Source organism: Rathayibacter sp. AY1D9, from assembly GCF_002932395.1.
In the GTDB taxonomy this organism is placed as follows: domain Bacteria; phylum Actinomycetota; class Actinomycetes; order Actinomycetales; family Microbacteriaceae; genus Rathayibacter.
Window position 1 is genome coordinate 1 of record NZ_PSVQ01000043.1, and the last position, 25,851, is coordinate 25,851.

Genomic DNA, 25,851 nt, shown 5'->3' on the forward strand with positions numbered 1-25,851 from the left:
TCGCGCTCGGGAAGAAGTGCCGCTCGACGGGATCGCCGTCGGCGTGGGTCAGCGCCGTGCCCGGGGCGGGAGGCGGCCGACGCGCCGTCCGCGGCCGTCGCGACCCCGTCGCTCCGTCCGCCCTCGATGTAGTGGGGGACGAACTCCGCCAGGTCGCCGGTGATCAGGCCGCTCGTCTCGCGCACGTCGATGCCGGCCGGGGTCTCGCCGACGATCCAGCTGCCGATGACGACGGTCTTCCCGTCGACCCGGGCCAGCTCGGCGCGCTCCTGGTGGATGAAGCCCTCGGCGCCGTAGCTCCCGCCGTTCTCGGCGACGACCGAGCCGTCGGCGTCGAGGACCGTCACGTTGGCGCCCTCCCGCCCCAGGCGCGGCTTGCGCACCTGGGCGGTGCCGGGCAGCGGATGCACGGAGGCGGGCAGCAGGTTCGGGTGGCCGCGGAACATCTCCCACAGCACCACCAGCAGCTGCTTGTTGCTGAGCAGGAGCTTCCACGCCGGCTCGACCCAGCGGGTGCGCTCGCGCCGGTCGAGGAGGAGGCCGCCGAACTGCTCGCCGAGCATCCACTCCCACGGGTAGAGCTTGAAGACGTGGCGGATCGGCTCGCCGTCGCCGTCGAGGAAGCCGGCGCCGTCGAGCTCGTAGCGGATGTCCTCGACGAAGATCAGCTTGGGGTCGAAGCCGGCCTGCGCCGCGGTCTCGGCCATGTAGGCGACGGTGTCGGCGTCCTCGACGATCAGCTCGCCGTCTCCGGAGTCGTGCAGCGACGCGAGGTGCAGCCGGGCGCCCTCGTCGAGGCTCCAGCGCTCGAGGCGGAGGTGGCGCCACTGCTCGACGAGCTGCTCGTGCAGGCTGTTGAACTGGTCGGCGTCGGGCCCCTTCGTCTCGACGAGCCACTGCCACTGGGCCGCGGCGGTCTCGACCAGCGAGGTCGGGGTGTCGGCGTTGAACTCGAGCAGCTTCACTGCGCCCGCGCCGTCGTAGGCGAGGTCGAAGCGGCCGTAGACCGTGGGGTCGTCCTCGTCCCACGAGGTGCGCACCAGGTCGTGGAAGCGGGGCGGGATGCCGAACTCGGCGAAGCGGCCCTTCCGCACCACGAGCTCGCACGCCTCCATGCAGAGGTCGAAGAGCTCCGAGGTCGTGCGCTCGAGCAGGTCGATCTCGGCGGGCTCGAAGGAGTAGGCCGCGGACTCGTTCCAGTAGGGGCGGCCGCCCTCGGAGGGGAGGTCGTAGAAGCTGAAGCCGATCTCGTCGCAGCGGGCTCGCCAGTCCGGTCGCGGAGTGAGGGTGTGTCTGCGCATGATGTCCGGCAAGTGTAGGTCGGGCGTCCGCGTGAGGGCAGGGGGTGGCGCCGTCCTCCGCGCTAGCCTCGACGGGAGCGAAAGGCCGTGCCATGACCGCACCCCTCCCGCTCGCGGGCGTCCGCGTCCTCGAGCTCGGCAACTTCATCGCGGCGCCCACGGCTGGCCGACTGCTCGCCGACTTCGGCGCCGAGGTGATCAAGGTGGAGCGGCCCGGCACGGGGGACGAGCTGCGCCGCTGGCGGCTGCACGAGGGGTCCGAGACCTCGCTCCTCTTCCACACGATCAACCGCAACAAGCGCTCGATCGCGCTCGACCTGCGCACGGACGAGGGGCGGGACGCCGTCCGCCGCCTGGTCGCCGAGTGCGACGTGGTGCTCGAGAACTTCCGGCCCGGCACGCTCGAGCGCTGGGGGATCGGGCCGGACGTGCTCGACGAGGCCCGGCCCGGCATCGTGATCGGCCGCATCTCCGCGTTCGGGCAGACCGGCCCGCTGTCGGCCCGGCCCGGGTTCGCGGCGGTCGCGGAGGCGATGGGCGGGTTCCGCGAGCTGGTCGGCGACCCGGACCGGCCGCCCGTGCGCGTCGGCGTCTCGATCGGCGACTCGATCGCCGGGCTGTACGCGGGCTACGGAGTGATGATGGCGCTGTTCCAGCGCGAGACCCGCCGCTCCGCGGGGCTGGATCCGGCACCGCTGGCGGAGCGGGTCGTCGACGTCGCGCTGCACGAGGCGATGTTCTCGATGACGGAGTCGCTGATCCCCGACTACCAGGCGCACGGCATCGTCCGGGAGCGCGTCGGCGGGCGGATGGAGGGCATCGCCCCGACCAACGCCTACACCTGCGCCGACGGGGCGAGCATCGTGATCGCGGGGAACGCGGACGCGATCTTCCAGCGGCTGATGGCGGTGATCGGCCGCGCCGACCTGGGCGGGGACCCGGCGCTCGCCTCGAACGAGCAGCGCTGGGCCCGGCGCGACGAGCTGGACGCGGCGATCGGCGCGTGGACGGCGGGCCGCACCGCCGCCGAGGCGCTCGCGGTCCTCGACGACGAGGGCGTCCCCTCCGGCCCGATCTACACGGCCGCCGACATCAGCGCGAGCGAGCAGTACGCGGCGCGCGACATGATCCAGGCCTTCGACGTCGAGGACGCCGGCGGCACCCTGTGCGGCGTGGGCTTCCCGGGGATCGTGCCGGTGCTCGGCGGCCGCTCCCTCCCCATCCGCTCGCTCGCGCCCGACCTGGGCCAGGACACCGAGGAGGTGCTGGGGATGCTCCGGCGCACCGGTCCCGCTGCTCCCTCCGCCGGCGGGGCTCCTGCCGCTCCCTCCGCCGCCGCTGCCGAGGAGGCCGGCCGGTGACCGCGCTCGCCTCCGCGCGCCTGCGAGACGTCACCCTCCGCGACGGCCTGCAGCTCACCGGCAAGCTCCTGAAGACCGAGCGCAAGGTCGACCTCGCGCGCACGCTGCTCGCCGCAGGGGTGCCCGAGCTCGAGATCGGCTCGCTCGCGCGCGGCGACCTCGTCCCTCCGATGGCCGACACCCTCGACGTGATCGCCGCGCTCACTCCCGAGGAGCTGGAGCGGTGCTGGGTGTGGGTCGCGACTCCGCGCCACGTCGAGCGTGCGGCCGCCGCGGGGGCGCGCCGCTTCCAGTACTGCTTCTCGGCGTCCGACTCGCACAACCTCGCCAACGTCGGCAGGCCGACCGAGGCGAGCATGGCCGCGATGCCGGAGGCGCTCGCGCTCGCCGAGAGCGTCGGCGGTCGGATCCAGCTGTGCATCGCCACCTCCTTCACCTGCCCGTTCGAGGGCCCGGTCGACCCGGAGCGCGTGCTCGCGATCGCGCGCGACCCGCGGGCGGAGGGAGCGGCCGACGTGGTCGTCTGCGACACGCTCGGGCAGGCGCACGCCGGCCAGGTGGCGTCGCTCGTGTCGCGCGTGGCCGCGGAGTCCCCGCCGCGCGAGATCGTGTTCCACGGCCACGACACCTGGGGCTCGGGCGTCGCGAACGCGATCGCCGCCGTGCAGGCCGGGGCCGCGGTGGTCGACGGCGCGCTCGGCGGCCTCGGCGGCTGCCCCTTCGCGCCGGGCGCCAGCGGCAACACGGCGACCGAGGACCTCCTGTTCGCCCTGCGTCCCGACTGGTTCACGCCCGGCGCGCTCGCGGTCCTCGTCGGCGAGTCGGAGGCGCTGCTCGCCGAGCTCGGCGAGCCCGGCCGCTCGAAGGCCGCGCAGGGCGCCCGCTCGAACGCCCCCGCCTTCCCCTGGGCGCTCTGAGCGGATCGTCCCCGCTCGCCGGTCCGAGGCGTCGCGAACGGTCGCCTCCCGCCGCGGAGGACGACCGTTCGCGACGTCTCGACAGCGTCGTGCGGGTCAGCGCGCGAGCAGCGCGCGGAGGCGTGCGCGCTCGGCGCGGAGGACGTCGACCAGGAGGGACCCCTCGGGTGCGGCGAGCCAGCGCTCCAGGGCGAGGTCGAAGAGGGCGGAGGCCGCGAGGGCGGCGAGGGCCGCGTCCTCCGGCGCGACTCCGGCGTCGACGAGGGCGGCGCGCATGCTCTCGGCGAGGGCGGCCGACTTCAGGAGCTCGCGCTCGCGCAGCTGCGGCTCGGAGCGCACGACGGCACGACGGGCGGAAATCTGAGCGCGCCAGGTCTGGAGGTCGCCCGAGGCGGCCGCCTCGAGGCCGTGCATCACGAGGTCCATCGGCACGAGGCCGGCGGGGGCGCCGGTGAGCAGGCGGCCGACGATCTCGGGGAACTCGCGCTCGCGGAGGAAGAGGACGTCGCGCTTGTCGGCGAAGTGGCGGAAGAAGGTGCGGGTGGTGAGCCCGGCGCGCTCCGCGATCGCGGGGACGGTGGTGCCCGCGTAGCCGTGCTCGGCGAAGAGCTCCATCGCCGCCTGCTCGAGGCGGAGGGCGGCGTCGGGGGCCCAGCGTGACATGCGCCCAGGATAGCTGACGACACGACGTGTCATCAGGAGTAGAGTGACGACACGTCCTGCCATCACTTCCGACTGGAGCCGCCCGTGCCCGAGAACGCCGCCGCCCTGCTGACCGCCCCGCGGGCCGACCTCGTCGTCCGCCCCGCTCCGATGCCCGTCCCCGGTCAGGGGGAGGTCCTGTTGCGCAACCGCGCCCTGGCCGTGAATCCGGTCGACGAGATGAAGCAGTGGACGGGCGATCTGATGTTCCGGTGGGTGCCGTACCCGGCGGTGCTCGGGGAGGACGTGGCCGGAGTGGTCGAGGCGGTCGGCCCTGGAGTGACGCGCTTCGCCGTCGGCGACCGGGTCGTCGCGTACGCGGTCGGGATGGAGCGCGGGCGGCGGAACCGCGACGAGGGCGCGTTCCAGGAGTACACGGTCGTGCGCGAGGACCTGGCGGCGCCGATCCCCGACCGGCTGGGCTTCGAGGAGGCGGCGGTGCTGCCGCTCGCGGTCTCGACGGCGGCGACGGCGCTGTTCCAGCGGGACCACCTCGCCCTGCCGCACCCGAGCGCCCCGGTCCGGCCGACGGGCAGGACGGTCGTGGTCTGGGGCGGGACGACGAGCGTGGGGAGCAACGCGATCCAGCTCGCCGTCGCCTCCGGGCACCGCGTGGCGACGACCGCGTCGCCCCGCAACCACGATCGGATGCGCGAGCTGGGCGCCGAGATCGTGCTCGACTACCGCAGCCCCACCGTCGTCGCCGACCTGGTGGCGGCGCTCGCGGGCCACGAGGTCGCGGGGGTGCTCGCGATCGGGACGGGCTCCGGTGCCCCGTCGGTGGCGGTGGCCGCGGGCACCGGAGCGCGACGCGTCGCCCTGGCCAGCCCCTCCGTCTCGTTCGGCTCGCTCCCGCGCCGGCGCGGTGTCAGCGCCGCCTTCGTGCGGACGATGCTGCGCCTGGTCGGCGGCACCGCGGCGCTGCAGATCGCGGCCCGTCGCCGCGGCATCCGCGCCCGCTTCGTCTGGGGCGGCTCGCTGATGACGAACGAGGTGGGGCCGATGCTGTGGCGCGACCACCTGCCGGCGGCGCTCGCCGAGGGCCGTCACGTCTGCGCCCCGGCGCCCGAGGTGGTGGGTGAGGGGCTCGCCGCGCTGCAGCCCGCCCTCGACCGGCTGCACGAGGGTGTGTCGGCGGTGAAGCTGGTCGTCCGGCTCTGAGGGCGGGCCGCCGCCGCCCGCCCAGGCCGTGCCGCGGACCGGCCGCTCCGCCCGCAGCCGCTCCGCCCGAGCCGTGCCGCCGAGTGGCCGCAGCGCCGGAGCCTCGGTATCGTGGCGCGCTCCGACGCGACCCGAGGAGATCCCGTGATCCGCCGCACCGCCCCCGGAGCCGCCGCGCTCCTCCTGCTCGCCCTGACCGGCTGCTCCGCCGGGTCGTCGCCCGCGGCGTCCCCGTCCGCCACTCCGGAGCCCGTCGGCGGCCTCGGGGTCGCCGTCTCGGCGCTCTGCGAGCCCGGCTCCGATCCGCAGTGCGTCCCGGTCGGCGGGCAGGACGTCCTCGTCGATCCCGAGGACTTCACCCGCGCGGGCGTCGCCGCGGTCGAGGCCGATCCGAGCACGGGGGCCGTCGACGTCCGGTTCGACGAGGCGGGCGCCGCCCTCCTGCGCCGCGGCTCCCAGGCGGCCATCGACGAGGGGGCCGACGCCCGGCTCCTCCTCCGCGTGGGCGACCGGGTCGAGTCTGCGCTCTCCGTCATGCAGCCGATCGAGGGCGACACCGTGCAGATCGTTCCCGCGGAGGGCGACGCGCAGGGGCTGGTCGACCGGATCCTCGCCGGCTGACGCCCGCCTAGGATCGGCGCATGGCGAAGGGTTTCCGCACGGAGCGCGCGCAGGCGCTCCTCCTCGCGCAGCCCTGGGCGCTCTCGCTGGTGAGCGCCGTCTTCGTGGCGGGGATGCTCTGGCTGGCGGCGGACGCGGGCTGGGATCTCGGCGCGGTCGTCGGCGGCGGACGCCGGCACGCGCCGCTGTGGCTGGTGCTCCTGCTCGGCCTGCCGCTGTTCGGCGCCGGAGTGGTGCTCGGCGCGGTCCGGCAGGTGCGGCTCCTGCGGCGGCCGGCGGCGCCGCCCGTCCCGAGTCCGGAGGCGGAGCGGCTGCGGCGCGAGGGCCCGGGCTGGCTCAGCCGGCGCGAGGACGAGCGAGCGGCGCAGGGCGGGACCGGGAGCGCGCAGGGCGGCACCGGCGGCACACCGGACGTGATCGGCAGCGCTCCCGACGGCACGGACGACCCGCGCGACGAGGCCCGCTGACCGCGCCTCAGAGGTGCAGCATCCCCCAGTCGATGATCACGGCCAGCGCCGTGTAGGCCGCGGCCACTGCTCCGACCGCCTTGCCCGCGCGGTCGAGGTCGGCCTGCGGGTCCGGACCGGCGTCGGCGACGACCCGGAGCAGCGCTCCGACCAGCGCGATCAGCGTGATCGCCAGGATCCAGACCTTCAGCGACGCGTGCGGGTCGACGTGCGCGAGCGTCAGCGCGACGACCGGCACCGCCACCACGAGCACCGACGCCAGCACCAGGAGGCAGCCGCGCCGGGTGAGGCCGGTCGGCCCGAAGGAGCCGCCGCGCATCCAGGCGCGCACGCGCTGCCTCCGCGAGGCGGGCGGACCGCCGGCGGAGTCCGCGTCGGTCGAGGGCCCCCAGTCCTGCGCGGTCGTCATCGCGCGGTGCCGGAGCGGTCGGGAGTCGGGCTGGGCCGCATCGGGTCCTCCAGGAGACGAGGGGGCACGTCGGACGGTGGTGCCGACCCCTCAGTCTCGGGAGCGCCTCCGGCAGCGGCAAGCGCCTCTTCCGGACATGTCCGGAAGAGGACGCTCAGGCCCGTCCCTGCAGGATCAGATTCCAGTACACCCACGGCAGGACGCGGCGGTCGGCGAGGTAGGTGAGGCGCCGCTCCTTCGCCAGGCCCGTCCAGAAGGGGACGGTCGGCTTCGGGCGGTAGCGGTCGTCGAACTCGGCGAACACCACGCTCGACCGCGAGACCACGAAGGGGCAGACGGAGTAGCCGTTGTAGACGCGGGGGAGCGGGCGCCCCTTCTGCGCGGCGACGAGGTTCTTCGCGAGCGTGGTGGTCTGCTGGCGCAGTGCTCCTCCGGACTTCGAGTTGACCGTGGCCGCCGCGTCGCCGAGCGCCCACACGTCGGGGAACCGCGGGTGCCGCAGGGTCAGCGGGTCGACCTCGACGAAGCCGCCCTCGTCGCCCTCGGCGGCCAGTCCGGTGCCGGCCAGCCAGTCGGGGGCCGACTGCGGGGGCACGGCGTGCAGCACGTCGTACGACAGCGTCTCGCGCGGGCCGTCGGTCGAGCGCCGCGCGCGGTCGGGGCCGGGGAGGGCGGTCGCGCGCTCGTCGACGGCGAGGACGACCCGCCGCTCGGCCGCGTCGACCTCGACCAGCTCGCGGCCGTAGCGGACCTCGATCCCGTACTCCGCCACCTTCCGCTCGAGCTCGGAGTCGATCAGCGGCATCCCGAACAGAGTGGGGGTCGGCACGACGAGCACGACGCGGATGCGGTCGAGGACGCCGGTCGCGCGCCAGTAGTCGCAGGCGAGGTACATCGGCTTCTGCGAGGCGCCGGAGCAGGTGCCGGGGCCGCCGGGCTGCGTGAAGACGACGGTGCCGGAGCGGACCTCGCGGAGCACCTGCGACGCCTTGCGGGCGTACTCGTACTCGTAGTTCGACACTCCGAACGGCGAGTCCATCGCCTCCTGGAGCCCGGGGACCGCGGCCCAGTCCTTCTGGATCCCGGGGCAGACGACGAGCTGCCCGTAGCCGACGGTGCGGCCGGAGAGGAGGGTGACCGTGTGCGCGACCGGGTCGACCGTCTCGACGCGGTCCTGGATCCAGACGACCCCCTTCGGCGTCACCGAGCCCTGGGGCCGGGTCGCCGCGGAGGCGGGTGCGGTGCCGCCCGCGACGTGGGAGAGCATCGGCTGGTAGACGTGGGTCGACCGGGGCTCGATCACCGCGACGTCGTTCACTCCGGAGCGCCGCAGCCGTCCCGCGGTCGAGAGTCCGGCGTTGCCGCCGCCGATGATGAGGACGTCGTGGCGGGCCGCGCCGGGATCGGTCATGGCCTCACCCTAGGGGCGCGCCGGGGCGAGCGGACGGGCTTGCGCAGACCCGCGGAAGGGGGTGCGCTCGGAGCGCCCGGGACGGTGATCCCGCACGGCCGCCCGGCTCGCGTCAGGCCGCCTCGAGCGCCTGGATCGCGGTCCTCGCGGTCGCGCAGGGGTAGGAGTCGTACCCGTCGTGGGCGTCGAAGGCGCGGCACTCGGCGCAGCGCAGCCGCACTCCGGCGCCGCCCTCGAGGACGCGCTCCGGGCGGTGCCCGTGCAGGATGACGGCGAGGCTCGCGACGAGGGGGTCGCTGCTCACCAGCGCGCTCCGCAGCGCCTCCGACCGGCGGCGGAGGTAGTCGTCCGCCACGGCGTCGATCGACTGCTCGGGGAGGTCCGGCTCGGGCCAGGAGGCGGGCCGCTCGACGGGCAGGTCGAGCTCGTCGAAGCCCATCGACCAGTCCGGGAAGCGGCGCTGCTCGTGCACGCTGGTCCAGACGGTGACCACGCCCTCGTGCCGCGGGTCGGCGAGGATCCGCGCGTAGAGCGAGCGCACGTCGGACTCCTCGCCCTCGAGCAGCTGCATCACGCGGCGGCCGCGGAAGACGAGCATCCCCGAGACGCCGTGCTCGACGTTGTTGCGGCGGCTCGTCTCGAGCAGCCGGCGGATCTCCCCCGAGCCCAGGTCGCGGTCGAGGGTGCTGACGTAGACGACGGTGAAGACGAGGGAGTCGCGCCGCGGCGAGTGCTCGACGAGGTGGAGCGTCGCGGGGGAGCGGGCGCCGGTCTCGGGATCCATCAGGGCCGCGACCTCCGGGAACTCGAGCCAGATCAGGTCCTCCGGAGCGCTCGGCTCCACGGCGGTGACCGCCGGGACCGCGTCCAGCCACTGCGTCCGCTGGCGGAGGTCGGCGGCGACGGCCTTCTCGTCGAGCCCGGGCAGGAGGCCTGCGGCGCCGGAGACGAAGAGGCTCGTCGCGGAGTTGAGCAGCAGCGTCACGACCGTCGCGTGGCCGTCGCCGCCGAGCACGGGGAGCTCGACACTGTCGGTGCGGCCGTGGGCGGCGAGCCCGGAGGCGTAGGAGACGAGTGCGTCGGCGACCGCGTCCCCCACCTGGAAGGTCGCGCCGGCGTACTGGATCTGCTTCATGGCTCCACGATGCGCCTGCGGCGGATCCGCGGGTAGGGGTACCGGTGCCGAGTGGAGCGTGCAGGGGTCGCGGCTACTCCCGCCCGAGGAGCACGGAGCGGCGGGACCGCGCCCAGTCGGCCGTCGAGCGGGCCGGCGTCCCCGTGATCCGCTCGACCTCGTCGGTGAGCACGTCGACGCCGTCCAGGCCGCGGCGGGCGACGACTCCGAACTGCCGACGGAGCCCCTCCGCCTGCCACGCGGACATGCCGACGAGGCGCAGGACCCCGGCGAACACGCGGCTGGGCAGGTGCAGGTAGCGGACGCGCCGCCCCAGGCCCGCGGTCAGCTCGCGGGCGGCGCCGGGTCCGTCGAGCAGGGCCGGTCCGGTGAGGACGGGCTCGGCGCCGGTGTGCCCTCCCGCCTCGAGGACGTGCGCGGCGACCCGGGCGATGTCGGCGGTGTCGATCCACGGGATGACGCCGCGCCCCATCGTCTGCGGGAGCAGACCGCGCGAGATCGCGGGCGCCGAGGGCTCGAGGTTCGTCAGGAAGCCCGAGGCGTGGAGGATCGTCGCGGGCAGCCCGGAGGCGCGCACCCGCTCGTCGGTCCGCCAGATCGCGCGGCCCCAGGGGAGCGGCGAGTGCTCGGCCGCGTCGCCGCCGGAGAGCTGCACGAGCGCGCGGACGCCCGCCTCCTGGGCGGCGCGGACGGCGGTGGCGCCGTGATCGGCCTGGCGCGGGGTGGCGGCGGTGACCAGGAAGAGCTGGTCGGCGCCCCGGAGGGCGGCGGTCAGCGCGGCCCCGTCGCCGAGGTCGGCGATCCGTGCGTCGAGGCCGCGGGCCGCGAGGGCCGCCGCCTGCTCGGGCCGGCGGACGATCGCGCGGACGGGCGCGCCGGCCGCCACGAGCCGCTCGAAGGTCTTGCCGCCGACGTCGCCGGTGACTCCGGTGATCGCGATCACATCGCTCATGATTCCTCCTCGGTATCAACTAACTGATACTCGAAGACTACGCCGCTACGCTCGGTCCATGTCCTCGGAGTTCTCCCTGACCCGCGACGACGTCGACGCGATCGCCGCCTGGACGGTCATCCGCGCCGCCCGCGACCTGGCGAGGCGGGTCGGCGACGCGCTCGCGCCGGTCGGGCTCAGCCCGGTCGAGTTCGGCGTGCTGGCACAGCTCTCGGCGGCCGACGGGCTGACGCAGGCCGACCTCGCCCGCGCCGTCGGCGTCCGCCCGCAGAGCATGACCGCCCTGGTCGCCGGGCTGGCGGAGCGGGGCCTGCTCGACCGGGGCGCCGAGCGCGGCCGCGGCCGTCACTCCCGGATCGCCCTGACCCCGGCGGGGCGCGACCTCCTCGCGGCCGCCTACCCGCTCGTGCGGGCCGGCAACGCGTGGTTCGGCGGCGAGGAGCGCGCCGACGCCGTCGCGACCGCGCTGCGCCCGCTGCTCGGCGGGCAGTCGGGCCCGGGGCACGAGGTCCCCTGAGCGGACGGGGCGGGGAGGCTCGGCAGCGGGAGAGACGGCTCCTCCTCCGAGCGCTCGTGCACACCCGGCCCCCTCGCGGGTGCCACCGGTACCCTGGTGCGGTGCCCCTGACCCTCCCTCCGCTGAGCCGCGCCCGCGCGCGCGCCGCCGCGGCGTACCCGACCCGGCAGCTGCTGACCAAGCGCGCCTCGGGCACGAACGGATGGCTCAGCTCGTGGGGGACGAACGCGCACGGCGAGATCGCCGGCTGCCCGCCGCCGCGCGGCTGACCCGCGACCGCCCCTCCTCCGGAGCCCGCGGCCGCGTCCCCGCGCTCACCCACCCCTCCGGACGGAACCCCTCATGCCGCACCAGCCCCTGCCCGCCGATCAGGCCCCCCACTCGATCTGGCGGGGACTCCGCCAGACCCTCCAGAAGGACACGGTCGGCGGAGCGTTCCTGCTCACCGCGACCCTCCTCGCCCTGATCGTCGCCAACAGCCCCGCGTCCGCGCTCTACAGCGCGGTCCGCGACTTCCGCTTCGGCCCCGAGGCCCTGCACCTCGAGCTGAGCGTCGGGTCGTGGGCGGCCGACGGCCTGCTCGCGATCTTCTTCTTCGTCGTCGGGCTCGAGCTCAAGGAGGAGTTCGTCGCCGGCAAGCTCCGCGACCCGAAGACGGCGCTCGTGCCGATCGTCGCGGCCGTCGGCGGCGTGGCCGTCCCCGCCCTGATCTTCACCGCGGTGAACCTGCCCCGCGGAGGAGCCGCGCTGGACGGCTGGGCGATCCCCGCCGCCACCGACATCGCCTTCGCCGTCGCGGTGATCGCCGTGGTCGGCCGCTTCCTCCCGCCGGCGCTGCGGACGTTCCTCCTCACGCTCGCCGTGGTGGACGACCTCATCGCGATCACGATCATCGCCGTCTTCTACACCGCCGGCATCGACGTGCTGATGCTCCTGCTCGCGCTGGTGCCGCTGGCGGTCTTCGCGGTCTGCGTGCAGCGCGGCGTGCGCGCCTGGTGGGTGCTGATCCCGCTCGGAGTGGCGACGTGGGCGCTCGTGCACGCCTCGGGCATCCACGCCACGGTCGCGGGCGTGCTGCTCGGCTTCACCGTGCCGGTCGTCGCGACGAAGCGCGCCCGGGTGCAGGTGGGGTCGGATGCGGAGGGGCGCCCGGTCTACGACGGCCTCGCCGCGCACTTCGCCGACCGCTGGAGCGTCCTCTCGACCGCGGTCGCGGTGCCGGTCTTCGCGTTCTTCTCGGCCGGAGTGACGGTCGGCGGAGTCGCGGGCCTGGTCGACTCGTTCCAGGACTCGATCGCCGTGGGCATCATCGCGGGCCTCGTGCTCGGCAAGCCGCTCGGCATCGCCGGGAGCACCTTCCTCCTGACCCGGTTCCGCGGCATCGGCCTGGATCCGTCGCTGCGCTGGGTGGACGTGATCGGCATGGCGTTCGTGGCCGGCATCGGATTCACGGTGTCGCTGCTGGTCGGCGAGCTGTCGTTCGGCGCGGGCAGCGAGTCCGACGACCATGTGAAGGTCGGCGTCCTGGCCGGCTCGTTCCTCGCTGCGGTGATCGGAGGCGCGATCCTCTCGGTCCGCAACCGCCACTACCGCCGCCTGCAGGACTGACGGCCGACGGGATCTCGCGGCGCCCGCGGCCCGGGCGGCTCGATCAGCACGCGCCTCCTGCTGGTCGAGCAGCCGCCGCAGGCGCCCTGTCGAGACCCGCGCGGCTCAGCCGTGCAGGCCGTGGACGACCGCGTGGCCGCGGCCGCGGGAGATGAGCAGGCGGTTCACCGGGGTCGTGACGACGAAGGCCAGGGCCAGGGCGCCGGCGAGCGAGCCCCAGAAGAGGCCGGACGAGAGGCCCGCGTCCATCGCTCCGGGGATCGCGAGCACCACCGTGTTGTCGACGACCTCCATCACGGCGATCGAGACGGTGTCGGCCGCCAGCGCGATGCCGACGGCGGCGCGCCACGTCACTCCGGAGCGGAGCACCCCCCGCAGCGTGAGCGCGTAGCCGAACACGAACGCGAGGACGATCGAGAGGGCGACCGTCGCCAGGGCGGGCAGACCCAGGGCGGAGCCGATCACCATGCCGAGGAGCTCGCCGATCGCGCAGCCGGTCAGGCAGTGCAGGGTCGCGAGGGCGGCGGCGCGCCAGGTGGTCGGGTGGTGGTGGGCGTGGTCGGTCATGGTGTCTCCTCCGGTTCGGTCCAAGGGAGTGCAACATACCCCCGGGGGGTATATTCCCGACCCGGCCGTCGGAGTCTCCTGCGGCTCCGCGGGCCCGCGAGCCGTTCGCCCGGGCGCGCTACCCTCGCCCCGTGCTCCTCCGAGCACCGCCCCTCGACACCAGGAGCCCCGATGGCCGCCCCCACCGTCCTCTTCGTCTGCATCCACAACGCCGGCCGCTCGCAGATGGCCGCCGGCTACCTCCGCGCCCTCTCCGGCGGCGCCGTCGAGGTCCGCTCCGGCGGCTCCGAGCCCGGCGACAGCATCAACCCGATCGCGATCGAGGCGATGGCGGAGGAGGGCATCGACATCTCGCAGGCCGTCCCGCAGCTGATGACCACCGAGCAGGTCCAGGCCTCCGACGTCGTGATCACGATGGGCTGCGGCGACGTCTGCCCCGTCTTCCCGGGCAAGCGCTACGAGGACTGGGACCTCGCCGACCCGAAGGGCCGACCGCTCGAGGAGGTCCGCTCGATCCGCGACGACATCAGGGCCCGCGTGCAGGCGCTCGTCGCGGAGCTGCTGCCCGCCTGAGCCGTTCGATCCCGTCCGGCCGCGTCAGCGTTCGGCGGGAGGCGGGAACGTCCGCCCGACCGGAGGCGAGCCCGCCGGGAGCGCCGCGCGCGCCCGGTGCAGGAAGACGGCGGTCATGACGACCCGGGCGCGGGCCGGCGACGAGTCGAGCGGGCCGATCAGCTCCTCGATCCGCGCGAGCCGGTCGTAGAGGGTCTGCCGGCCGATGCCGAGCGCGGCCGCCGTCGCCGTCTTGCTCCCCCACAGCGACGCGAAGGCCTCGAGGGTGGCGAGCAGCTCGCCGCGCTGGGCGCGCAGGGGCCCGAGCACCTCCTCGACGAGGTCGTCCGCCTCCGGATCGTCCTGCAGGGAGCTCGCGAACCGCTCCAGGCGGTACTGGCGCGAGTCGACGACTCCGCCTGCGGGCGCCCACTCGCGCGCGCCGCGCACCTCCGCCAGCTCCCGCGGCACCCGCTCCTGCCCGCCGAGCCCGCTGCCGACGCAGAGCAGAGCGTCCGAGTCGAGGGCGGCGCCGAGGCGCAGCAGCTCCGCGCGGCCCTCCTCCATCGCGGCGGCGGTGGCGAACGGCAGCAGCGCCAGCAGCTCGGAGCCGACCACGCAGAGCACCGGGCCGGGATCCGCTCCTGCGCCCGTCAGGAGGCGGAGCAGAGCGCGGAGCCGCCGGTCGTCGTGACCGGTGTCGGCCCGGACGCCGAGGTAGCGCTCCCGGGAGCCGGCGCCGAGGCGGCCGAGGAAGGCGTCGATCTGGAGGTCGGCCGCCGGGTCCGCGCGCTCGACAGATGCGATCGCGAAGAGCTGGGCGGTCAGCCGCTCGGTGACCGACGGCGGGCGGTGCCGGAGCACGGCGATCGCGAGGACGTCCGGCGCCCGGTCGAGCGCGACGGCGACGGCGTGGAGGTCGGCGTCGGCGTGGGCCCGCAGATGCAGGGTGCCCAGGAGGGAGTCGCCCGCGTGCAGCACGTTCGAGAACGTCCCGGCCGTCGGCTCCGTGTCGACGCCCGGCCCGGGCGAGGCGCGGGCGATCTCGTCGCCCGTGAGCGAGACGAGCGAGGCGGAGGCGCCCGTCGCGGAGGCGACGACCTGCAGGAGCTCGTCGACGCCGGCGTCCCCGGAGGCCGCGTCGGCCAGCAGACCGGACACTCTGTCCGCCAGTCGGATGCTCCGGAACTTCTGCTCGGTGAGGTGGGTGTTGATGCTCTCGCAGACCTGCACGAAGGGGACGCGCCGGGGCAGGGCGAGCACGGGGAGGCCGAGCTCGTCGGCCGCCGCGACGATCGGCGGCGGCACCGCGGGCAGGCGCGGCGAGAGCTCGAGAGCGAGGGCGCCGACTCCCGCGTCGACCAGAGACCGCACGTACTCGCGGCACTCCGCCGGGTCCTGGTCGGTCGAGAGGAGCGCGCCCTCCATCAGGAGCAGCTCGCCTCCGAGGAGGAGGGGCGCGATGTCGAGCTGCTCGCTCGTGTGGGCCCAGCGGATCACGGCGCGCTCGGCGGCCGCGTGCCCGGCGGCCACCACCGGGAGCATGGCGGCGAGGCGCGGATCCCGCATCGCGTCCGACAGCAGGTAGGCCATACAGAACGTCCTCTCGCGTCACGGCGAATTTACACGCGGACGCGCCGCCCGAAACGGGTCCGCACGAGAGTGGAGCCTCACCGGGCGCCCCGCCCTCCCCTTCATCCCCCTCCCCGAGAGGATCCGCCATGAGCACCGACACCCTGCACGGCACCGCCGACGCCGAGGACGCGCTGAGTCCCCTGCCCGACTCCCGACGCACCGCCCGGCTCGACGGGCAGTTCTGGATCTGGGCCGGCGCCAACATCGCCCCCATCAACTGGGTGCTCGGCGCCCTCGGCGTGAACATGGGCCTCGGCCTGGCGGACACCGTCACCGTCCTCGTGCTCGGCAACGTCGTCGGGATGGCGGTGTTCGGCTTCTTCGTCCTCCTCGGCCAGCGGACGGGGGCGACCGGGATGCTCGTGGGACGGGCGATCTTCGGCCGGCGCGGCAACTACGTCCCGGCCGCGATCCAGGCCGTGGTCGTGATCGGCTGGTGCGCCATCAACACCTGGATCGTCCTCGACCTGGTCATCGCGCTCCTCGGCTCCGTCGGCGTCGTCGACCCGGAGCAGGCGAACGTCGGCTGGAAGATCGCGGTGGCGGCGGTGATCATGGCGGTCCAGGTCGCGATCTCCTTCCTCGGCTACCGCGCGATCGCCGCCTTCGAGCGCTGGACCGTCCCGCCGACCCTCCTGGTGCTGGCGATCATGTCGGTCGTCGCCTGGTTCTTCCTCGACATCGACTGGTCCTACGCCGGCCCCGCGGAGGGCGCGCTCACCGGCGGCGACCGCATCGCGGCCATGTCCATCGTGATGACCGCCATCGGCATCGGCTGGGGCCTCACCTGGCTCGCCTACGCCGGCGACTACTCCCGCTTCGTCGGGCCCCGCTCCTCGAAGCGGGGGCTCTACCTCGCCAGCGTCCTCGGCCAGTTCATCCCGGTGGTCTGGCTCGGCGTCCTCGGCGCGACCCTCGCGACGAAGAACGGCTCCGTGGATCCCGGGGAGCTGATCGTCGAGAACTTCGGCGCCCTCGCGATCCCCGTGCTGCTCCTGGTGGTGCACGGCCCGATCGCGACCAACGTCCTGAACATCTACTCGTTCGGCATGGCGACCCAGGCCCTCGACATCCGGCTCGGGCGCCGCGCGCTCAGCCTCATCGTCGGCGTGCTGGCCTTCGCGGCCGCGGTGTTCTTCGTCTTCCAGGACGACCTCGCCACCACGCTCGACGCGTGGCTGGTCGGCCTCGTCGGCTGGGTCGCCCCGTGGGGTGCGATCGTGCTGGTGCACTACACGGTGTTCGAGCCGCGCGTCCGCTCCTTCGGGCACCTGTTCGCCCCGGTCGGCTCGCCGCTGCTGCCGGACGTCCGCTGGCGGGCGCTGCTCTCCTTCGCGATCGGCGCGACCCTGACCTGGCTGTTCATGAACGGCTCGGTGCCCGCCCTGCAGGGTCCGGCCGCGACCGCCCTCGGCGGCGTCGACGTCTCGTGGCTCGCGGGCGGAGTCTCGGCCGGCATCGCCTACCTCCTGCTCGGCCGGGACGCTCCCGCCTGGGTCGAGCGCCGGGAGTCGGCCGCGCCGGTCGCCGCGGAGCCCGAGCCCGTCCGCGGCTGAGCCCGAGCCCCTCCGCGGGCCGGCCCCCTCGCGAGCCGGCCCGCCCCGTCCCACCCCGCACCACGAACGGAACCGCCATGCCCCTCTTCCTCTCCGACGCCGCCGTGATCACCATGGACCCGGTCTCGGGCGCCGTCCCGATCACGGCGAGCATCCGCATCGTCGACGAGCTGATCGTCGCGATCGGCCCGGGCCTCGTTCCCGAGCCGGGCGACGAGGTGATCGACGGGCGCGACCGCCTGGTCGTCCCCGGCTTCGTCAACGCCCACACCCACTCGTGGGAGTACCTCTACAAGGGCCGCTACGACAATCTGCCGCTCGAGCTGTGGATGCTGCTGTCGTACCCGATCCTCGGGAACAGCCGCGTCGCTCCGGATCTGGTGCGGCTGCGCTCGTCGCTCTTCGCCCTCGAATCGCTGAAGGCCGGGGTCACGACCCTGGTCGACGACGTGCTCGAGAACCCGGACCAGGACGCGGAGCAGCTCGCCGCGGTCTTCGACGCGTACGACGAGATCGGAGTCCGCGCCAACATCTCGGGCCACGTGATCAGCAGGCCCTTCCACGAGACGATGCCGTTCCTCGAGGAGTACGTGCCCGCGGAGATCCTCGACCAGGCGCGGTCGGCGTCGCGCCCGACGACGGAGGGCTACCTCGCCTTCAGCCGCGAGGCGTTCGCGACCCAGCACGGGAGGGGAGGCGGGCGGCTGCGCTACATGGTCGCCCCGTCCGCTCCTCAGCGGTGCGGGCCCGAGCTGCTCGTGGGGGCGACCGAGCTGGCGCTCGAGCACGGGGCGGAGTGCCACATCCACGTCCTCGAGACGAAGACGCAGCTGGTGACCGGCGAGCTGTCCTACGGCTCGACCCTGGTCGAGTACATGGAGCGGATCGGCGCGCTCTCGCCGAACACGACCTTCGCCCACGGGATCTGGCTCACCGACTCCGACATGGAGCGGATCGCCGCCGCCGGCACGTCCGTCTCGCACAACCCGATCTCGAACCTCAAGCTCGGCTCGGGCATCGCCCCGTGGCGCGCGCTGCACGACGCGGGCGTGAACCTCGGCCTCGGCACCGACGGCTGCTCGAGCAGCGACACTCCGCGCATGCTCGACGTCGTGAAGGCCGCGGCGCTCCTGCACAAGGTCACGGATCCGGACATCGCCACCTGGCCGACCGTGTCCGAGGTGCTCACGGCCGGAACGATCGGAGGCGCGCGCAGCGCCGTGCTCGACGGCGTCACCGGCAGCATCGAGGTCGGCAAGCAGGCCGACCTCGTCGTCTACGACCTCGAGACGCTGAACTTCACCCCGCGCCAGCGGCTCGAGAACCAGCTCGTCTACTCCGAGAACGGCTCGTCGATCGACACCGTGATCGTCGCGGGCCGGATCGTCGTCTCGAAGGGCGTCTCGACCACCGTCGACGAGGCGGCCCTCCGCGCGGATCTCGCCGCGCAGCTGGGGGAGATCGTGGCCTGGCAGGACTCGCTGGACCGCACGAACGGCGTGCTCACCGAGCCGTTCCGGCGGATGTACGAGCGGGCGATGCGCCACGACGCCCCCGTCGACCGCTTCAGCGGCCGCCGGCTGGTCTGAGGGCGGGCCGGCTCCCGGCGGACTCCCGGCTCGGCACACGGACGGGCGGGGGCGCGGCTCCAGTAGGTTGCGCACATGAGGTGGCGAGCGGGAGCGGTGGCGGTGCTCGTCCTCGCGCTCGCCGGGTGCACCGCGCCGGCCGACCCCGAGCCGACGACCGGGCCCACGGCCGCCCCCGTCTCCGGGCCGGTGGTCGGCGGCTACGGCGACCTGCACGTCGCGCCCGACGGGTCGATGATGTTCTGCTACTCCGACCCCGACCCGGGATTCACGGGCGTCTGGCGGGAGTGCCAGGACGGGATCGGCACCGTGGGCGTCGACCCGGCCGCGATCGACGCGACCCTCGGGGAGACGGCGACGGCCGATCCGGGCGGGCACCGCTGGGTCGGCGCGGCGGCCGGGAAGCGCACCGCCGAGGACGGCACCGATGTCTACACCGTCTTCCTCGCGGGCACGCGCACGGACGACGCCTTCACCGTGACGGCGGTCGGCGAGGGCTCCTACCGCGTGTCGTCCGAGTACCAGGAGCTGCAGCCGGGAGTGCCGGGCGGGTTCCTGGTCCGGCTCGAGCCGATCGGCTGAGCGGGGGCGCCGGCGCGGGCGGAGGAGCCGAGCGGGGTGCAGCGGCCGGGAGGGGCGGAGTCGGCGGACTCGCGCACCCCCCGCCCCTCACAGCGGGCGCGGCCGGTACCGCTCGATCAGCGCGTCGAACAGGCCGTTCATCCGCTCGTCGACCACGCGGCGCGACTCGTCGGCGTCGTACCACTCCACGATCTCGCGGGCGCCGTCGCTGAAGCGCACCGAGGGGGAGTACGCCGGGACGAGGCGGCGGATCTTCGCGTTGTCGAACACCATCGAGTGCGCCTTGTCGCCGACGATCCCGGCACCGAGCTCGGGGTCGGCGGCGGCGATCGCGTCGGAGGCGACGTGCACGAGGCGCGGCTCGACTCCGGCCGCCGCGGCGAGGTCGTGGTGGATCTCGTCCCAGGTCGGCGTCTCGTCGCCGGTGATGTGGAAGGCCTCGCCGATCGCGGCGGAGGCGCCGAGGAGGCCGACCAGGCCGACGGCGACGTCGTCGGCGTGCGTGAGCGTCCAGAGCGAGGTGCCGTCGCCGAGGACGACCACCTCCTGGCCGCGGCGCATCCGGTCGACGACGGTCCAGCCTCCATCGACGGGCAGCGCGGTGCGGTCGTAGGTGTGCGAGGGGCGGACGATCGTGACCGGGAAGCCGCTCGCGCGGTACTCGGCCACGAGCAGGTCCTCGCACGCGATCTTGTCGCGGGAGTACTGCCAGTAGGGGTTCCGGAGCGGAGTCGACTCGGTGACCGGGAGGCTGCGCGGCGGCTTCTGGTAGGCCGAGGCCGAGCTGATGAAGACGTACTGGCCCGTGCGGCCGGCGAACAGGTCGATGTCCTGCTGCACGTGCTCGGGCGTGAAGGCGACGAAGTCGATCACGGCGTCGAAGGTCTTGTCGCCGAGGGCGGCGGTGACGGAGTCGCGGTCGCGGCCGTCGGCCTGCACCTCGCGGACGCCCTCGGGCAGCGGGCGGAGCGACGTCCGCCCCCGGTTCAGCACGGTCACGTCGTGGCCGAGCCGCAGCGCCTCGCGGACGCAGGCGGCGCTGATGATGCCCGTCCCGCCGATGAACAGCACGCTGAGCGACATGGATCCTCCTCCGGCGGCGCCCGCGGCGGACGCCTCCCGACCCGATTCCCCCACATCGGGACGCCGCACGCGAGTCCCTTGACCCGGCTACCGCTCGACGGGACGCCGTTGCTCGTCCTCCGGCTCGGGGGCGAGCAGCGCCTCCGGAGCGGCCGCCGCGGTCTGCACGTCGGGTGCCGTCCGCTGCTCGAGGGAGCGCCCCCAGGCCGTGCCCGCGAGGATCAGCGCGATGCCGAGGAAGCCGACCGGCGCGATCGGGTCGCGGGCGAGCGCGACTCCGACGACCGCGGCCCACACCGGCTCGGTGCCCAGCAGGAGGCTGACGCGGGAGGGGGAGGTGCGGCGGACCGCCCACGTCTGCACGAGGAAGCCGAAGACGGTGCAGACCAGGACGAGGTAGAGCAACAGGCCGGCGCCCACGGGGTCGAGCCCCGCGACGTACTCGGGGATCGGCACGCCGACGACGAGCGACGCGGCGCTGAAGACGACGGCGCAGGTGCCGAGCTGCACCGTGGTCAGGCGGAGGGAGTCCATCGGCGCTCGCGCCGAGAGGCGGTGCATCGACGTGACGTGCACGGCCCGCACGACGGCGGCGCCGAGGATCAGCAGGTCGCCGGGGGAGAGCGGGCGGAGGGAGCCGTTGCCCGCGAGCAGCGCGACCCCGACGACCGCGACGAGGCATGCGAGCAGGAAGCGGCCCGGGAGTCGGCGCTTCGAGACGGCGGAGTCGAGGATCGGCGTGATCACGATCGTCAGGCTGATGATGAGGCCCGCGTTGGTGGCGGAGGTGCCGGCGATGCCGTAGGTCTCGAGCGCGAAGATCGTCGCGAGCAGCGCCCCGATGGTCACGCCGACCCGCCACTCCGCCGCGGTGATCCGGTGCCGCCGCGCCGCGACGATCACGGCCAGGCACAGGGCGGCGAGGGTCATCCGCGAGCCGAGCAGCGCCATCACGCTCGAGTCGGTGACGAGCTCCTTCGCCGCGAAGTAGGTCGAGCCCCAGGAGGCGGCGACCACGAGCAGGAGGAGGTCGACCCGGAAGCGGGAGAGGAGAGCGTGCACGGCTCATCGTGGCGGCACGGAGACCCGAAGGACAAGACTGCATCTTCTTCGCCGACGCGTAAGTTGGAACTCATGGAACTCGGACAGCTCAGGGCTCTGCGGGAGCTCGGCGAGCGCGGGAGCATCGCCGCCGTCGCCGCCGCGATGCGGGTGTCCCCCTCCTCCGTCTCGCAGCAGATCAGCGCGCTGCAGCGCCGCACTCCGACGGCCCTGACCTTCCGCGACGGGCGCCGGACCGCGCTGACCCCCGCCGGCCGCGCTCTCGCGGCGGCCGTGGTCGAGGTGGAGGTGGCGCTCGAGCGCGCGGCCCGGGCGGTCGCGGACTTCGAGGGGGAGCCGAGCGGCACGGTCTCGGTCGCCGCGTTCCACAGCGCGGGGCTGGCGATGTTCGGCCCGCTGCTGGAGGCGCTGCGCGCACCGGGTCGGCCGGGCGTCGCGCTCGCCGACTTCGACGTGGCGCAGAGCGCCTTCGCCGGGCTGACCGCGGATCACGACCTGGTCGTCGCGCACCGGCTCGCCGGCAGCGCCGAGTGGCCCGGGACCGTGCGCTCCACGCCCCTCCTCTTCGAGCCGCTCGACCTCGCGCTGCGGCGCGACCATCCGCTCGCCGCGAAGGACGTCGTCCGCCCCGCCGACCTCCGCGACGAGGAGTGGGTCGCGGTGCACGAGGGCTTCCCCCTGGAGCGGGCGATCGACGCCATCGCGGTCCTCGCGGGCGGCGACGCGCGCATCCCGCACCGGATCAACGACTTCCTGGTCGCGGCGGCGGTCGTGTCGGCGGGCGACGGCGTGGCGCTGCTGCCGCGGTACACGACCGACCTGCGGCGCACGCCGGAGGTGGTGCTGCGGCCGCTCGGGATCCCGGGGCTAGGCCGCCACATCGACTGCCTCGCCCGGCCCGAGACGCTAGAGCGCTCGGCCGTGCGGGCCGTGCTCGAGCAGCTGACGGGGATCGCCGCGGGGCTCGCCGCCGCGCCGTAGCATCGTGCCGTGCACCGCCTGATCGAGACCACGGCCGGAGACCCGGCCGCCACGGACCTCTTCGCCCTGCAGGAGGCCGACCTCCTCGCCCGCTACGGCGGCGACGACACCGGTCCGCGCCCTCCCGCCGACGCTCCGACCCTGCTGCTCGAGGTCGACGGCGGGCTCGTCGGCTGCGTGGCGCTCGCGGTCGAGGACGGGATCGGCGAGATCAAGCGGATGTTCGTGGTGAGCGCCGCGCGGGGCCGCGGGCTCAGCCGCGTGCTGCTCGCCGGCGTCGAGCGGCTGGCGGCCCGCGAGGGCGTGGAGCTGCTCCGACTGGTCACCGGCACGGAGCAGCCGGAGGCGATGGCGCTCTACGCGAGCGCCGGCTACGACCCGATCGCGGGCTACGGCTACTGGGGCGACGAGCCGAGCGCCCGCTGCTACGCGAAGCGGCTCGACCGCGAGGCGCTGCTCGCCGACGCGGGCTGACGCCGGGCTGGCGCTGGGCTGATGCCGGGCTGATGCCGGGCTGGCCGTTCGGCCGTCGGGGCGTGACGCCGGGCTGACGCCGGGCTGCCCGTTCGGCCGTCGCGGGCCGGCGCCGGACTGACGTCGGGTTCTGCGCTCGGCCGTCGCGGGCTCTCCGGGCCGCTCGGTCCGGGGTGCTCGCGAGTCGGGCCGCCCGCTCGGAGGGTCCGTATCGGCGAGTCCGACGGGGCATCTGCGACGTCGTGCACGACTGGTCGGCGCTGCGGAGAAGTCGCTGAGGATGAGGCGCGGGGGGCGCGGCGCGCCGCCTCAGGGCAGGTTCGCGCCAGAGCGGCCTCGAGCGGCGTGCCCCGTCGCGGAGCAGGCGACTCTGTCGGAGCGGCACGGGCATCCTCCCGCGCCTCTCACCCGACTCTGCCCCCGATACCCAGGGGTGCACGATGACAGAAGGACTCCGATGCAGAACGAAGACACCAGCACGCCGACCGGCGCCCCCGATCGTCTGACCCAGCGCCGAACCGTGGTGAAGGGCGCCGCATGGGCGATTCCTGTTGTGGCCGCCTCGATCGCCGCTCCGATGGCGTCGGCCTCAACCGCCCCCCAGTGCGCCCTGCAGGACGCGCAGCGCATCGACGCCACCTCGACCACCGCGCTCGCGGCCCGGACGATCCCCGTGCCCGCGGGAACCCAGTGGGTCCGCTTCACGGCGGTCGGCGGAGACGGCGGCGGCGTCCGCACCGGGTCGGACGTCACCAGCGCCGGTGCGCGGGTGACGGGCACCATCCCCGTCGACGCGCTCGGCGGAGCGTCCGAGATCGTCATCACCGCGGGCTCGGGCGGCAGCAACCAGGCCGGCGGCCGGGGGCTCGGCAACGGCGGGGCTCCGGGCACTCCGGGCTACATCGGCTCCGGAGGAGGGGGCGGGGCCAGCGGGATCACCGCCGCGGGCTCCCTGCTCGTCATCGCGGGCGGCGGCGGCGGTAGCGCAGCCGGCTTCACCTCGAACGACTTCACCCGGTCCGCCCGCGTCGGGCCGAACGCGGGGTCCGGCGGTCCCGTCGGCGGCTCCGGCTACGACAGCGCCGTCTCGCGCGCGGACAGCAGCACCGGCTCCACGGAGCAGGCCCCGAGCACCGGCGGAAGCCAGACCGGGCCGGGGCAGCCCGGTGTGACGACGGTCAACGTGACCGAGACGGTTCTCGGCAGCCCGGGCTCCGGGCGCGACGGCGGTGCCGGCGCAGCGAGGACGAACGCGAGCCGCCAGGTGACCTATGCGTCCGGTGGTGGCGGCGGCGGTTACTTCGGCGGTGCCGGCGGTGGCACCTCCCTGTGGGTGCGCGGTGGCGGCTCCTACGCGGCCAACGCGTCGACGGGCGCAGGAGGCAGCAGCTTCGCCGCGTCCGGCGTGACCGTCGAGAACTCCGACGTCGACACCCGTTCGCAGACGATGGGCTACGTGGAGGTCGCCTTCTTCGTCTGCGAGTAGCGCCTGCCCGAAGGCCAGACGAGCCTCCGTGGTCACCCGCTCAGGCGTGCGACCACGGAGGCTCGTCGTCGTCACCGTCCGCTCCACGTCGTCCCCGTCCTCCCGATGTCCCATCACCATATCAGTATGGGGCGGGAGGCGCCAGACCTCACTCCTCCTGCGGTTCCGCGCCGTCGTGCTGCAGGCGCACCAGGACGCGGCGGAGGTGCATCGCCGCGAGGACGCCGGGCCCGAGGGTCCGGGAGGTCGCGGCGGTCCGCTCGTCGACGACCTGCACGAGGTGCCGGATCGCGCGGGCCGCGCCCCCGATCGCCCGGTGCGCGGCGGGGGACCCGACGTCGTCGCGATCGATCGCGTCGGCGACCGCCCGGCAGGCCTCGCTCAGCGGCGGGCCGAGCGCCGGATCGAACGGGAGCGCGCCCGGCCGCTCCCAGATGGTGTCCGCGAGGGCGCCGCTCAGATCGCGGACGTGGAAGAGGATCGCGTCGAGCGTCTCGAGGCGGAGGTGGTCGGGTCGGGAGTCGCGCCGGTGCAGCAGTGCGCGCGGGTTGCCCTTGCGGCTCTCGTCCGCGTCCGCGAGGGCCGCGCGGACCTCCTCCGCCGTCCGGGCCAGCTCCTCGCCGTTGCGCGCCCACGCCTCGTGCTCGGGCGGCCACGTCTCCTCGAGCGCGGCGGCCAGCTGGCGCAGGTGCTCCGCGAGCTCGCGCTGGAACGCGTCGACCCGGGCGGAGGCCGCCTCGACGGTGAGCCCGGGGGCGACGACCACGTTCACCAGCAGCCCCACCACCACGCCCACCGCCATCTGCACGAGGTAGCCGAGGGAGTAGTCCTCGGCGTCGGCCCCGCCGATGATCAGCACGAAGAGGGCCGCCATCGGCACGTACTCGCGGCCTGCGCCGAACCACCCCGTCCCCGAGAGGACCACGCCGATCCCGACGACGAGCGGGATCGTCCACCAGGTCGGGCCGACGGTGACCACCACGAGGGCGGCGAGCCCGATCCCCGCCGCCAGGCCGAGCAGGGTCTGCAGTCCGGTGCGGACCGAGCCCATCAGGGTCGGGTACATGCTGACCAGGGCGCCGAGCGGCGCGTAGTACGGGTACTGCTCCGCGACTCCGGGAGCGAGCGGCGCGACGGCCCAGGCGATGCCGACCGCCAGCGCCGTCTTGAGAGCGAGCATCAGGCGCGAGCCGGTGACCGCCTCCCGCCAGGCGAGGGCGGCGCGGGACGTCCGGGTGCGGGGCATCCCGGCACCCTAGGCGAGGGGCGCGGACCGTCTCTCCCCTCTTGACAGCGGCGGCGGAGGCGCGAGCGGCGGTGGAAGAAAGAGGACGGCGGCTCGGGACGGCGGTGCTGATCACGACTCACGACGAACGTCCGATCCGGCCCACGTCGCCTGCGCCGTTCCACGGGGCGCCGCGGATCCTTCCTCCGTGACGAAAGCGACCGCGCGGACCGCAGGCGCCGTGAAGGGATGCCACCCCCGCTCACGGGGGCCGTTGAGTTTGCGCAGACGCCCTGTTACCGTGAACAAACCGTGCAGCTGGCGGCGTCGGAGGCCTCGAGGTGGAGGTCGCGCCGGATCCTGCGAGTCACGGCGAGCTCTTCTCCGAGGTCCACCGGGCCTCTCCCCTTGGCGCCCTCCGGCGCCTCTCCGCAGCCCCCCCGCCCCCGGGGGCGGGGGGGCTGCGGAGAGGCGCCGGAGGGCGCCAAGGGGAGAGG

General features: G+C 74.6%; 26 protein-coding genes. 15 read left to right on the forward strand and 11 right to left on the reverse strand.

Going from position 1 to position 25,851, the window contains the following annotated elements; all coding sequences use genetic code 11:
* Positions 1-1,301 (reverse strand): glutathionylspermidine synthase family protein (locus C5C50_RS14550; protein WP_104273770.1); only part of this gene is annotated, 1,301 nt, incomplete at its 3' end.
* Positions 1,302-1,393: 92 nt separating this feature from the next.
* On the opposite strand from C5C50_RS14550, the gene C5C50_RS14555 reads away from it, so the two are divergent.
* Together C5C50_RS14555 and C5C50_RS14560 are read left to right on the forward strand one after the other, a co-directional pair.
* Positions 1,394-2,662 carry a CaiB/BaiF CoA-transferase family protein gene (locus C5C50_RS14555; protein ID WP_104273771.1) on the forward strand — a complete coding sequence of 423 codons (1,269 nt, stop codon included), beginning with the start codon at positions 1,394-1,396 and terminating at the stop codon, positions 2,660-2,662.
* On the forward strand, positions 2,659-3,579 hold the full coding sequence (locus C5C50_RS14560) for a hydroxymethylglutaryl-CoA lyase (protein ID WP_181133945.1): 921 nt from the start codon (positions 2,659-2,661) through the stop codon (positions 3,577-3,579). Before C5C50_RS14555 ends, C5C50_RS14560 begins: the two co-directional genes overlap by 4 nt.
* Positions 3,580-3,675: 96 nt before the next feature.
* Here the strand turns inward: C5C50_RS14560 and C5C50_RS14565 are convergent, their stop codons facing one another.
* The gene (locus C5C50_RS14565) at positions 3,676-4,242 is read right to left on the reverse strand and encodes a TetR/AcrR family transcriptional regulator (RefSeq protein ID WP_181133946.1); all 567 of its coding nucleotides are present in this window, start codon (positions 4,240-4,242) and stop codon (positions 3,676-3,678) included.
* 84 nt (positions 4,243-4,326) lie between these two features.
* Here C5C50_RS14565 and C5C50_RS14570 point away from each other — a divergent pair, with 84 nt between their 5' ends.
* From C5C50_RS14570 to C5C50_RS14580, 3 genes are all read left to right on the forward strand, one after another.
* Positions 4,327-5,442 carry a zinc-binding alcohol dehydrogenase family protein gene (locus tag C5C50_RS14570; protein WP_104273773.1) on the forward strand — a complete coding sequence of 372 codons (1,116 nt, stop codon included), beginning with the start codon at positions 4,327-4,329 and terminating at the stop codon, positions 5,440-5,442.
* Positions 5,443-5,586: 144 nt separating this feature from the next.
* Positions 5,587-6,063, forward strand: a complete 477-nt coding sequence (locus C5C50_RS14575; RefSeq protein ID WP_104261081.1) for a hypothetical protein — start codon at positions 5,587-5,589, stop codon at positions 6,061-6,063.
* Positions 6,064-6,083: 20 nt separating this feature from the next.
* On the forward strand, positions 6,084-6,530 hold the full coding sequence (locus C5C50_RS14580) for a hypothetical protein (protein WP_104255608.1): 447 nt from the start codon (positions 6,084-6,086) through the stop codon (positions 6,528-6,530).
* Between the two features lie 7 nt (positions 6,531-6,537).
* Here the strand turns inward: C5C50_RS14580 and C5C50_RS14585 are convergent, their stop codons facing one another.
* From C5C50_RS14585 to C5C50_RS14600, 4 genes are all read right to left on the reverse strand, one after another.
* Positions 6,538-6,939, reverse strand: a complete 402-nt coding sequence (locus tag C5C50_RS14585; protein WP_104226999.1) for a hypothetical protein — start codon at positions 6,937-6,939, stop codon at positions 6,538-6,540.
* 154 nt (positions 6,940-7,093) lie between these two features.
* Complete coding sequence (locus C5C50_RS14590) at positions 7,094-8,350, reverse strand: NAD(P)/FAD-dependent oxidoreductase (protein WP_104273774.1); 1,257 nt, start codon at positions 8,348-8,350, stop codon at positions 7,094-7,096.
* Positions 8,351-8,462: 112 nt separating this feature from the next.
* Positions 8,463-9,485, reverse strand: coding sequence for a BLUF domain-containing protein (locus C5C50_RS14595; RefSeq protein ID WP_104234353.1), 1,023 nt, complete (start codon positions 9,483-9,485; stop codon positions 8,463-8,465).
* A gap of 73 nt (positions 9,486-9,558) precedes the next feature.
* Positions 9,559-10,437, reverse strand: coding sequence for an NAD(P)H-binding protein (locus C5C50_RS14600; protein WP_104273775.1), 879 nt, complete (start codon positions 10,435-10,437; stop codon positions 9,559-9,561).
* A 58-nt stretch (positions 10,438-10,495) separates the two neighbouring features.
* Between C5C50_RS14600 and C5C50_RS14605 the strand changes: the two genes are divergently transcribed.
* The 3 genes from C5C50_RS14605 to nhaA all read left to right on the forward strand — a co-directional run bounded on the left by C5C50_RS14605 (position 10,496) and on the right by nhaA (position 12,562).
* Positions 10,496-10,954: a MarR family winged helix-turn-helix transcriptional regulator gene (locus tag C5C50_RS14605; protein WP_181027218.1), complete on the forward strand. Its 459-nt coding sequence runs from the start codon at positions 10,496-10,498 to the stop codon at positions 10,952-10,954.
* 101 nt (positions 10,955-11,055) lie between these two features.
* Positions 11,056-11,223: a hypothetical protein gene (locus tag C5C50_RS17110; RefSeq protein WP_181027217.1), complete on the forward strand. Its 168-nt coding sequence runs from the start codon at positions 11,056-11,058 to the stop codon at positions 11,221-11,223.
* Positions 11,224-11,296: 73 nt separating this feature from the next.
* A complete protein-coding gene (nhaA, locus tag C5C50_RS14610; protein WP_104273776.1) occupies positions 11,297-12,562 on the forward strand; it encodes a Na+/H+ antiporter NhaA in 1,266 nt (421 codons plus the stop codon).
* A gap of 105 nt (positions 12,563-12,667) precedes the next feature.
* Here the strand turns inward: nhaA and C5C50_RS14615 are convergent, their stop codons facing one another.
* A complete protein-coding gene (locus tag C5C50_RS14615; protein ID WP_104273777.1) occupies positions 12,668-13,129 on the reverse strand; it encodes a DUF4396 domain-containing protein in 462 nt (153 codons plus the stop codon).
* A gap of 171 nt (positions 13,130-13,300) precedes the next feature.
* Between C5C50_RS14615 and C5C50_RS14620 the strand changes: the two genes are divergently transcribed.
* On the forward strand, positions 13,301-13,702 hold the full coding sequence (locus tag C5C50_RS14620) for an arsenate reductase ArsC (protein ID WP_104222419.1): 402 nt from the start codon (positions 13,301-13,303) through the stop codon (positions 13,700-13,702).
* A gap of 24 nt (positions 13,703-13,726) precedes the next feature.
* On the opposite strand, the gene C5C50_RS14625 is transcribed toward C5C50_RS14620, so the two are convergent.
* Positions 13,727-15,274 (reverse strand): PucR family transcriptional regulator, encoded by a 1,548-nt coding sequence (locus tag C5C50_RS14625; RefSeq protein WP_104273778.1) that lies wholly within the window; start codon positions 15,272-15,274, stop codon positions 13,727-13,729.
* Positions 15,275-15,402: 128 nt separating this feature from the next.
* Here C5C50_RS14625 and C5C50_RS14630 point away from each other — a divergent pair, with 128 nt between their 5' ends.
* The 3 genes from C5C50_RS14630 (at position 15,403) to C5C50_RS14640 (ending at position 19,043) form a co-directional block, all read left to right on the forward strand.
* Positions 15,403-16,872: a cytosine permease gene (locus C5C50_RS14630; protein ID WP_104234359.1), complete on the forward strand. Its 1,470-nt coding sequence runs from the start codon at positions 15,403-15,405 to the stop codon at positions 16,870-16,872.
* A gap of 77 nt (positions 16,873-16,949) precedes the next feature.
* Complete coding sequence (locus C5C50_RS14635) at positions 16,950-18,461, forward strand: amidohydrolase family protein (RefSeq protein ID WP_104248340.1); 1,512 nt, start codon at positions 16,950-16,952, stop codon at positions 18,459-18,461.
* 75 nt (positions 18,462-18,536) lie between these two features.
* On the forward strand, positions 18,537-19,043 hold the full coding sequence (locus C5C50_RS14640) for a hypothetical protein (protein ID WP_146082447.1): 507 nt from the start codon (positions 18,537-18,539) through the stop codon (positions 19,041-19,043).
* A gap of 87 nt (positions 19,044-19,130) precedes the next feature.
* On the opposite strand, the gene C5C50_RS14645 is transcribed toward C5C50_RS14640, so the two are convergent.
* Together C5C50_RS14645 and C5C50_RS14650 are read right to left on the reverse strand one after the other, a co-directional pair.
* Positions 19,131-20,126 (reverse strand): SDR family oxidoreductase, encoded by a 996-nt coding sequence (locus C5C50_RS14645; protein WP_104273779.1) that lies wholly within the window; start codon positions 20,124-20,126, stop codon positions 19,131-19,133.
* 87 nt (positions 20,127-20,213) lie between these two features.
* Entirely contained in the window at positions 20,214-21,188 is a 975-nt protein-coding gene (locus C5C50_RS14650) for a DMT family transporter (RefSeq protein ID WP_219814111.1), read from the reverse strand.
* A 72-nt stretch (positions 21,189-21,260) separates the two neighbouring features.
* On the opposite strand from C5C50_RS14650, the gene C5C50_RS14655 reads away from it, so the two are divergent.
* The 3 genes from C5C50_RS14655 (at position 21,261) to C5C50_RS14665 (ending at position 24,129) form a co-directional block, all read left to right on the forward strand.
* Positions 21,261-22,169 carry a LysR family transcriptional regulator gene (locus C5C50_RS14655; RefSeq protein WP_104222489.1) on the forward strand — a complete coding sequence of 303 codons (909 nt, stop codon included), beginning with the start codon at positions 21,261-21,263 and terminating at the stop codon, positions 22,167-22,169.
* 9 nt (positions 22,170-22,178) lie between these two features.
* Positions 22,179-22,643: a GNAT family N-acetyltransferase gene (locus C5C50_RS14660; protein WP_104226986.1), complete on the forward strand. Its 465-nt coding sequence runs from the start codon at positions 22,179-22,181 to the stop codon at positions 22,641-22,643.
* A 457-nt stretch (positions 22,644-23,100) separates the two neighbouring features.
* Positions 23,101-24,129, forward strand: a complete 1,029-nt coding sequence (locus C5C50_RS14665) for a hypothetical protein (RefSeq protein ID WP_104351504.1) — start codon at positions 23,101-23,103, stop codon at positions 24,127-24,129.
* A 148-nt stretch (positions 24,130-24,277) separates the two neighbouring features.
* On the opposite strand, the gene C5C50_RS14670 is transcribed toward C5C50_RS14665, so the two are convergent.
* A complete protein-coding gene (locus C5C50_RS14670; RefSeq protein WP_104248337.1) occupies positions 24,278-25,375 on the reverse strand; it encodes an aromatic acid exporter family protein in 1,098 nt (365 codons plus the stop codon).
* Positions 25,376-25,851: the final 476 nt, after the last annotated feature.

What these genes read in the sequence shown, in the direction of transcription:
- C5C50_RS14615 (WP_104273777.1), bottom strand. Translation starts at nt 13,129, where the DNA reads ATGACCGACCACGCCCACCACCACCCGACCACCTGGCGCGCCGCCGCC.
- C5C50_RS14630 (WP_104234359.1), top strand. Translation starts at nt 15,403, where the DNA reads ATGAGCACCGACACCCTGCACGGCACCGCCGACGCCGAGGACGCGCTG.
- C5C50_RS14640 (WP_146082447.1), top strand. Translation starts at nt 18,537, where the DNA reads ATGAGGTGGCGAGCGGGAGCGGTGGCGGTGCTCGTCCTCGCGCTCGCC.
- C5C50_RS14580 (WP_104255608.1), top strand. Translation starts at nt 6,084, where the DNA reads ATGGCGAAGGGTTTCCGCACGGAGCGCGCGCAGGCGCTCCTCCTCGCG.
- C5C50_RS14665 (WP_104351504.1), top strand. Translation starts at nt 23,101, where the DNA reads ATGCAGAACGAAGACACCAGCACGCCGACCGGCGCCCCCGATCGTCTG.
- C5C50_RS14565 (WP_181133946.1), bottom strand. Translation starts at nt 4,242, where the DNA reads ATGTCACGCTGGGCCCCCGACGCCGCCCTCCGCCTCGAGCAGGCGGCG.
- C5C50_RS14655 (WP_104222489.1), top strand. Translation starts at nt 21,261, where the DNA reads ATGGAACTCGGACAGCTCAGGGCTCTGCGGGAGCTCGGCGAGCGCGGG.
- nhaA (WP_104273776.1), top strand. Translation starts at nt 11,297, where the DNA reads ATGCCGCACCAGCCCCTGCCCGCCGATCAGGCCCCCCACTCGATCTGG.
- C5C50_RS14590 (WP_104273774.1), bottom strand. Translation starts at nt 8,350, where the DNA reads ATGACCGATCCCGGCGCGGCCCGCCACGACGTCCTCATCATCGGCGGC.
- C5C50_RS14595 (WP_104234353.1), bottom strand. Translation starts at nt 9,485, where the DNA reads ATGAAGCAGATCCAGTACGCCGGCGCGACCTTCCAGGTGGGGGACGCG.
- C5C50_RS14620 (WP_104222419.1), top strand. Translation starts at nt 13,301, where the DNA reads ATGGCCGCCCCCACCGTCCTCTTCGTCTGCATCCACAACGCCGGCCGC.
- C5C50_RS14600 (WP_104273775.1), bottom strand. Translation starts at nt 10,437, where the DNA reads ATGAGCGATGTGATCGCGATCACCGGAGTCACCGGCGACGTCGGCGGC.
- C5C50_RS14625 (WP_104273778.1), bottom strand. Translation starts at nt 15,274, where the DNA reads ATGGCCTACCTGCTGTCGGACGCGATGCGGGATCCGCGCCTCGCCGCC.
- C5C50_RS14635 (WP_104248340.1), top strand. Translation starts at nt 16,950, where the DNA reads ATGCCCCTCTTCCTCTCCGACGCCGCCGTGATCACCATGGACCCGGTC.
- C5C50_RS14670 (WP_104248337.1), bottom strand. Translation starts at nt 25,375, where the DNA reads ATGCCCCGCACCCGGACGTCCCGCGCCGCCCTCGCCTGGCGGGAGGCG.
- C5C50_RS14555 (WP_104273771.1), top strand. Translation starts at nt 1,394, where the DNA reads ATGACCGCACCCCTCCCGCTCGCGGGCGTCCGCGTCCTCGAGCTCGGC.
- C5C50_RS14605 (WP_181027218.1), top strand. Translation starts at nt 10,496, where the DNA reads ATGTCCTCGGAGTTCTCCCTGACCCGCGACGACGTCGACGCGATCGCC.
- C5C50_RS14585 (WP_104226999.1), bottom strand. Translation starts at nt 6,939, where the DNA reads ATGACGACCGCGCAGGACTGGGGGCCCTCGACCGACGCGGACTCCGCC.
- C5C50_RS14645 (WP_104273779.1), bottom strand. Translation starts at nt 20,126, where the DNA reads ATGTCGCTCAGCGTGCTGTTCATCGGCGGGACGGGCATCATCAGCGCC.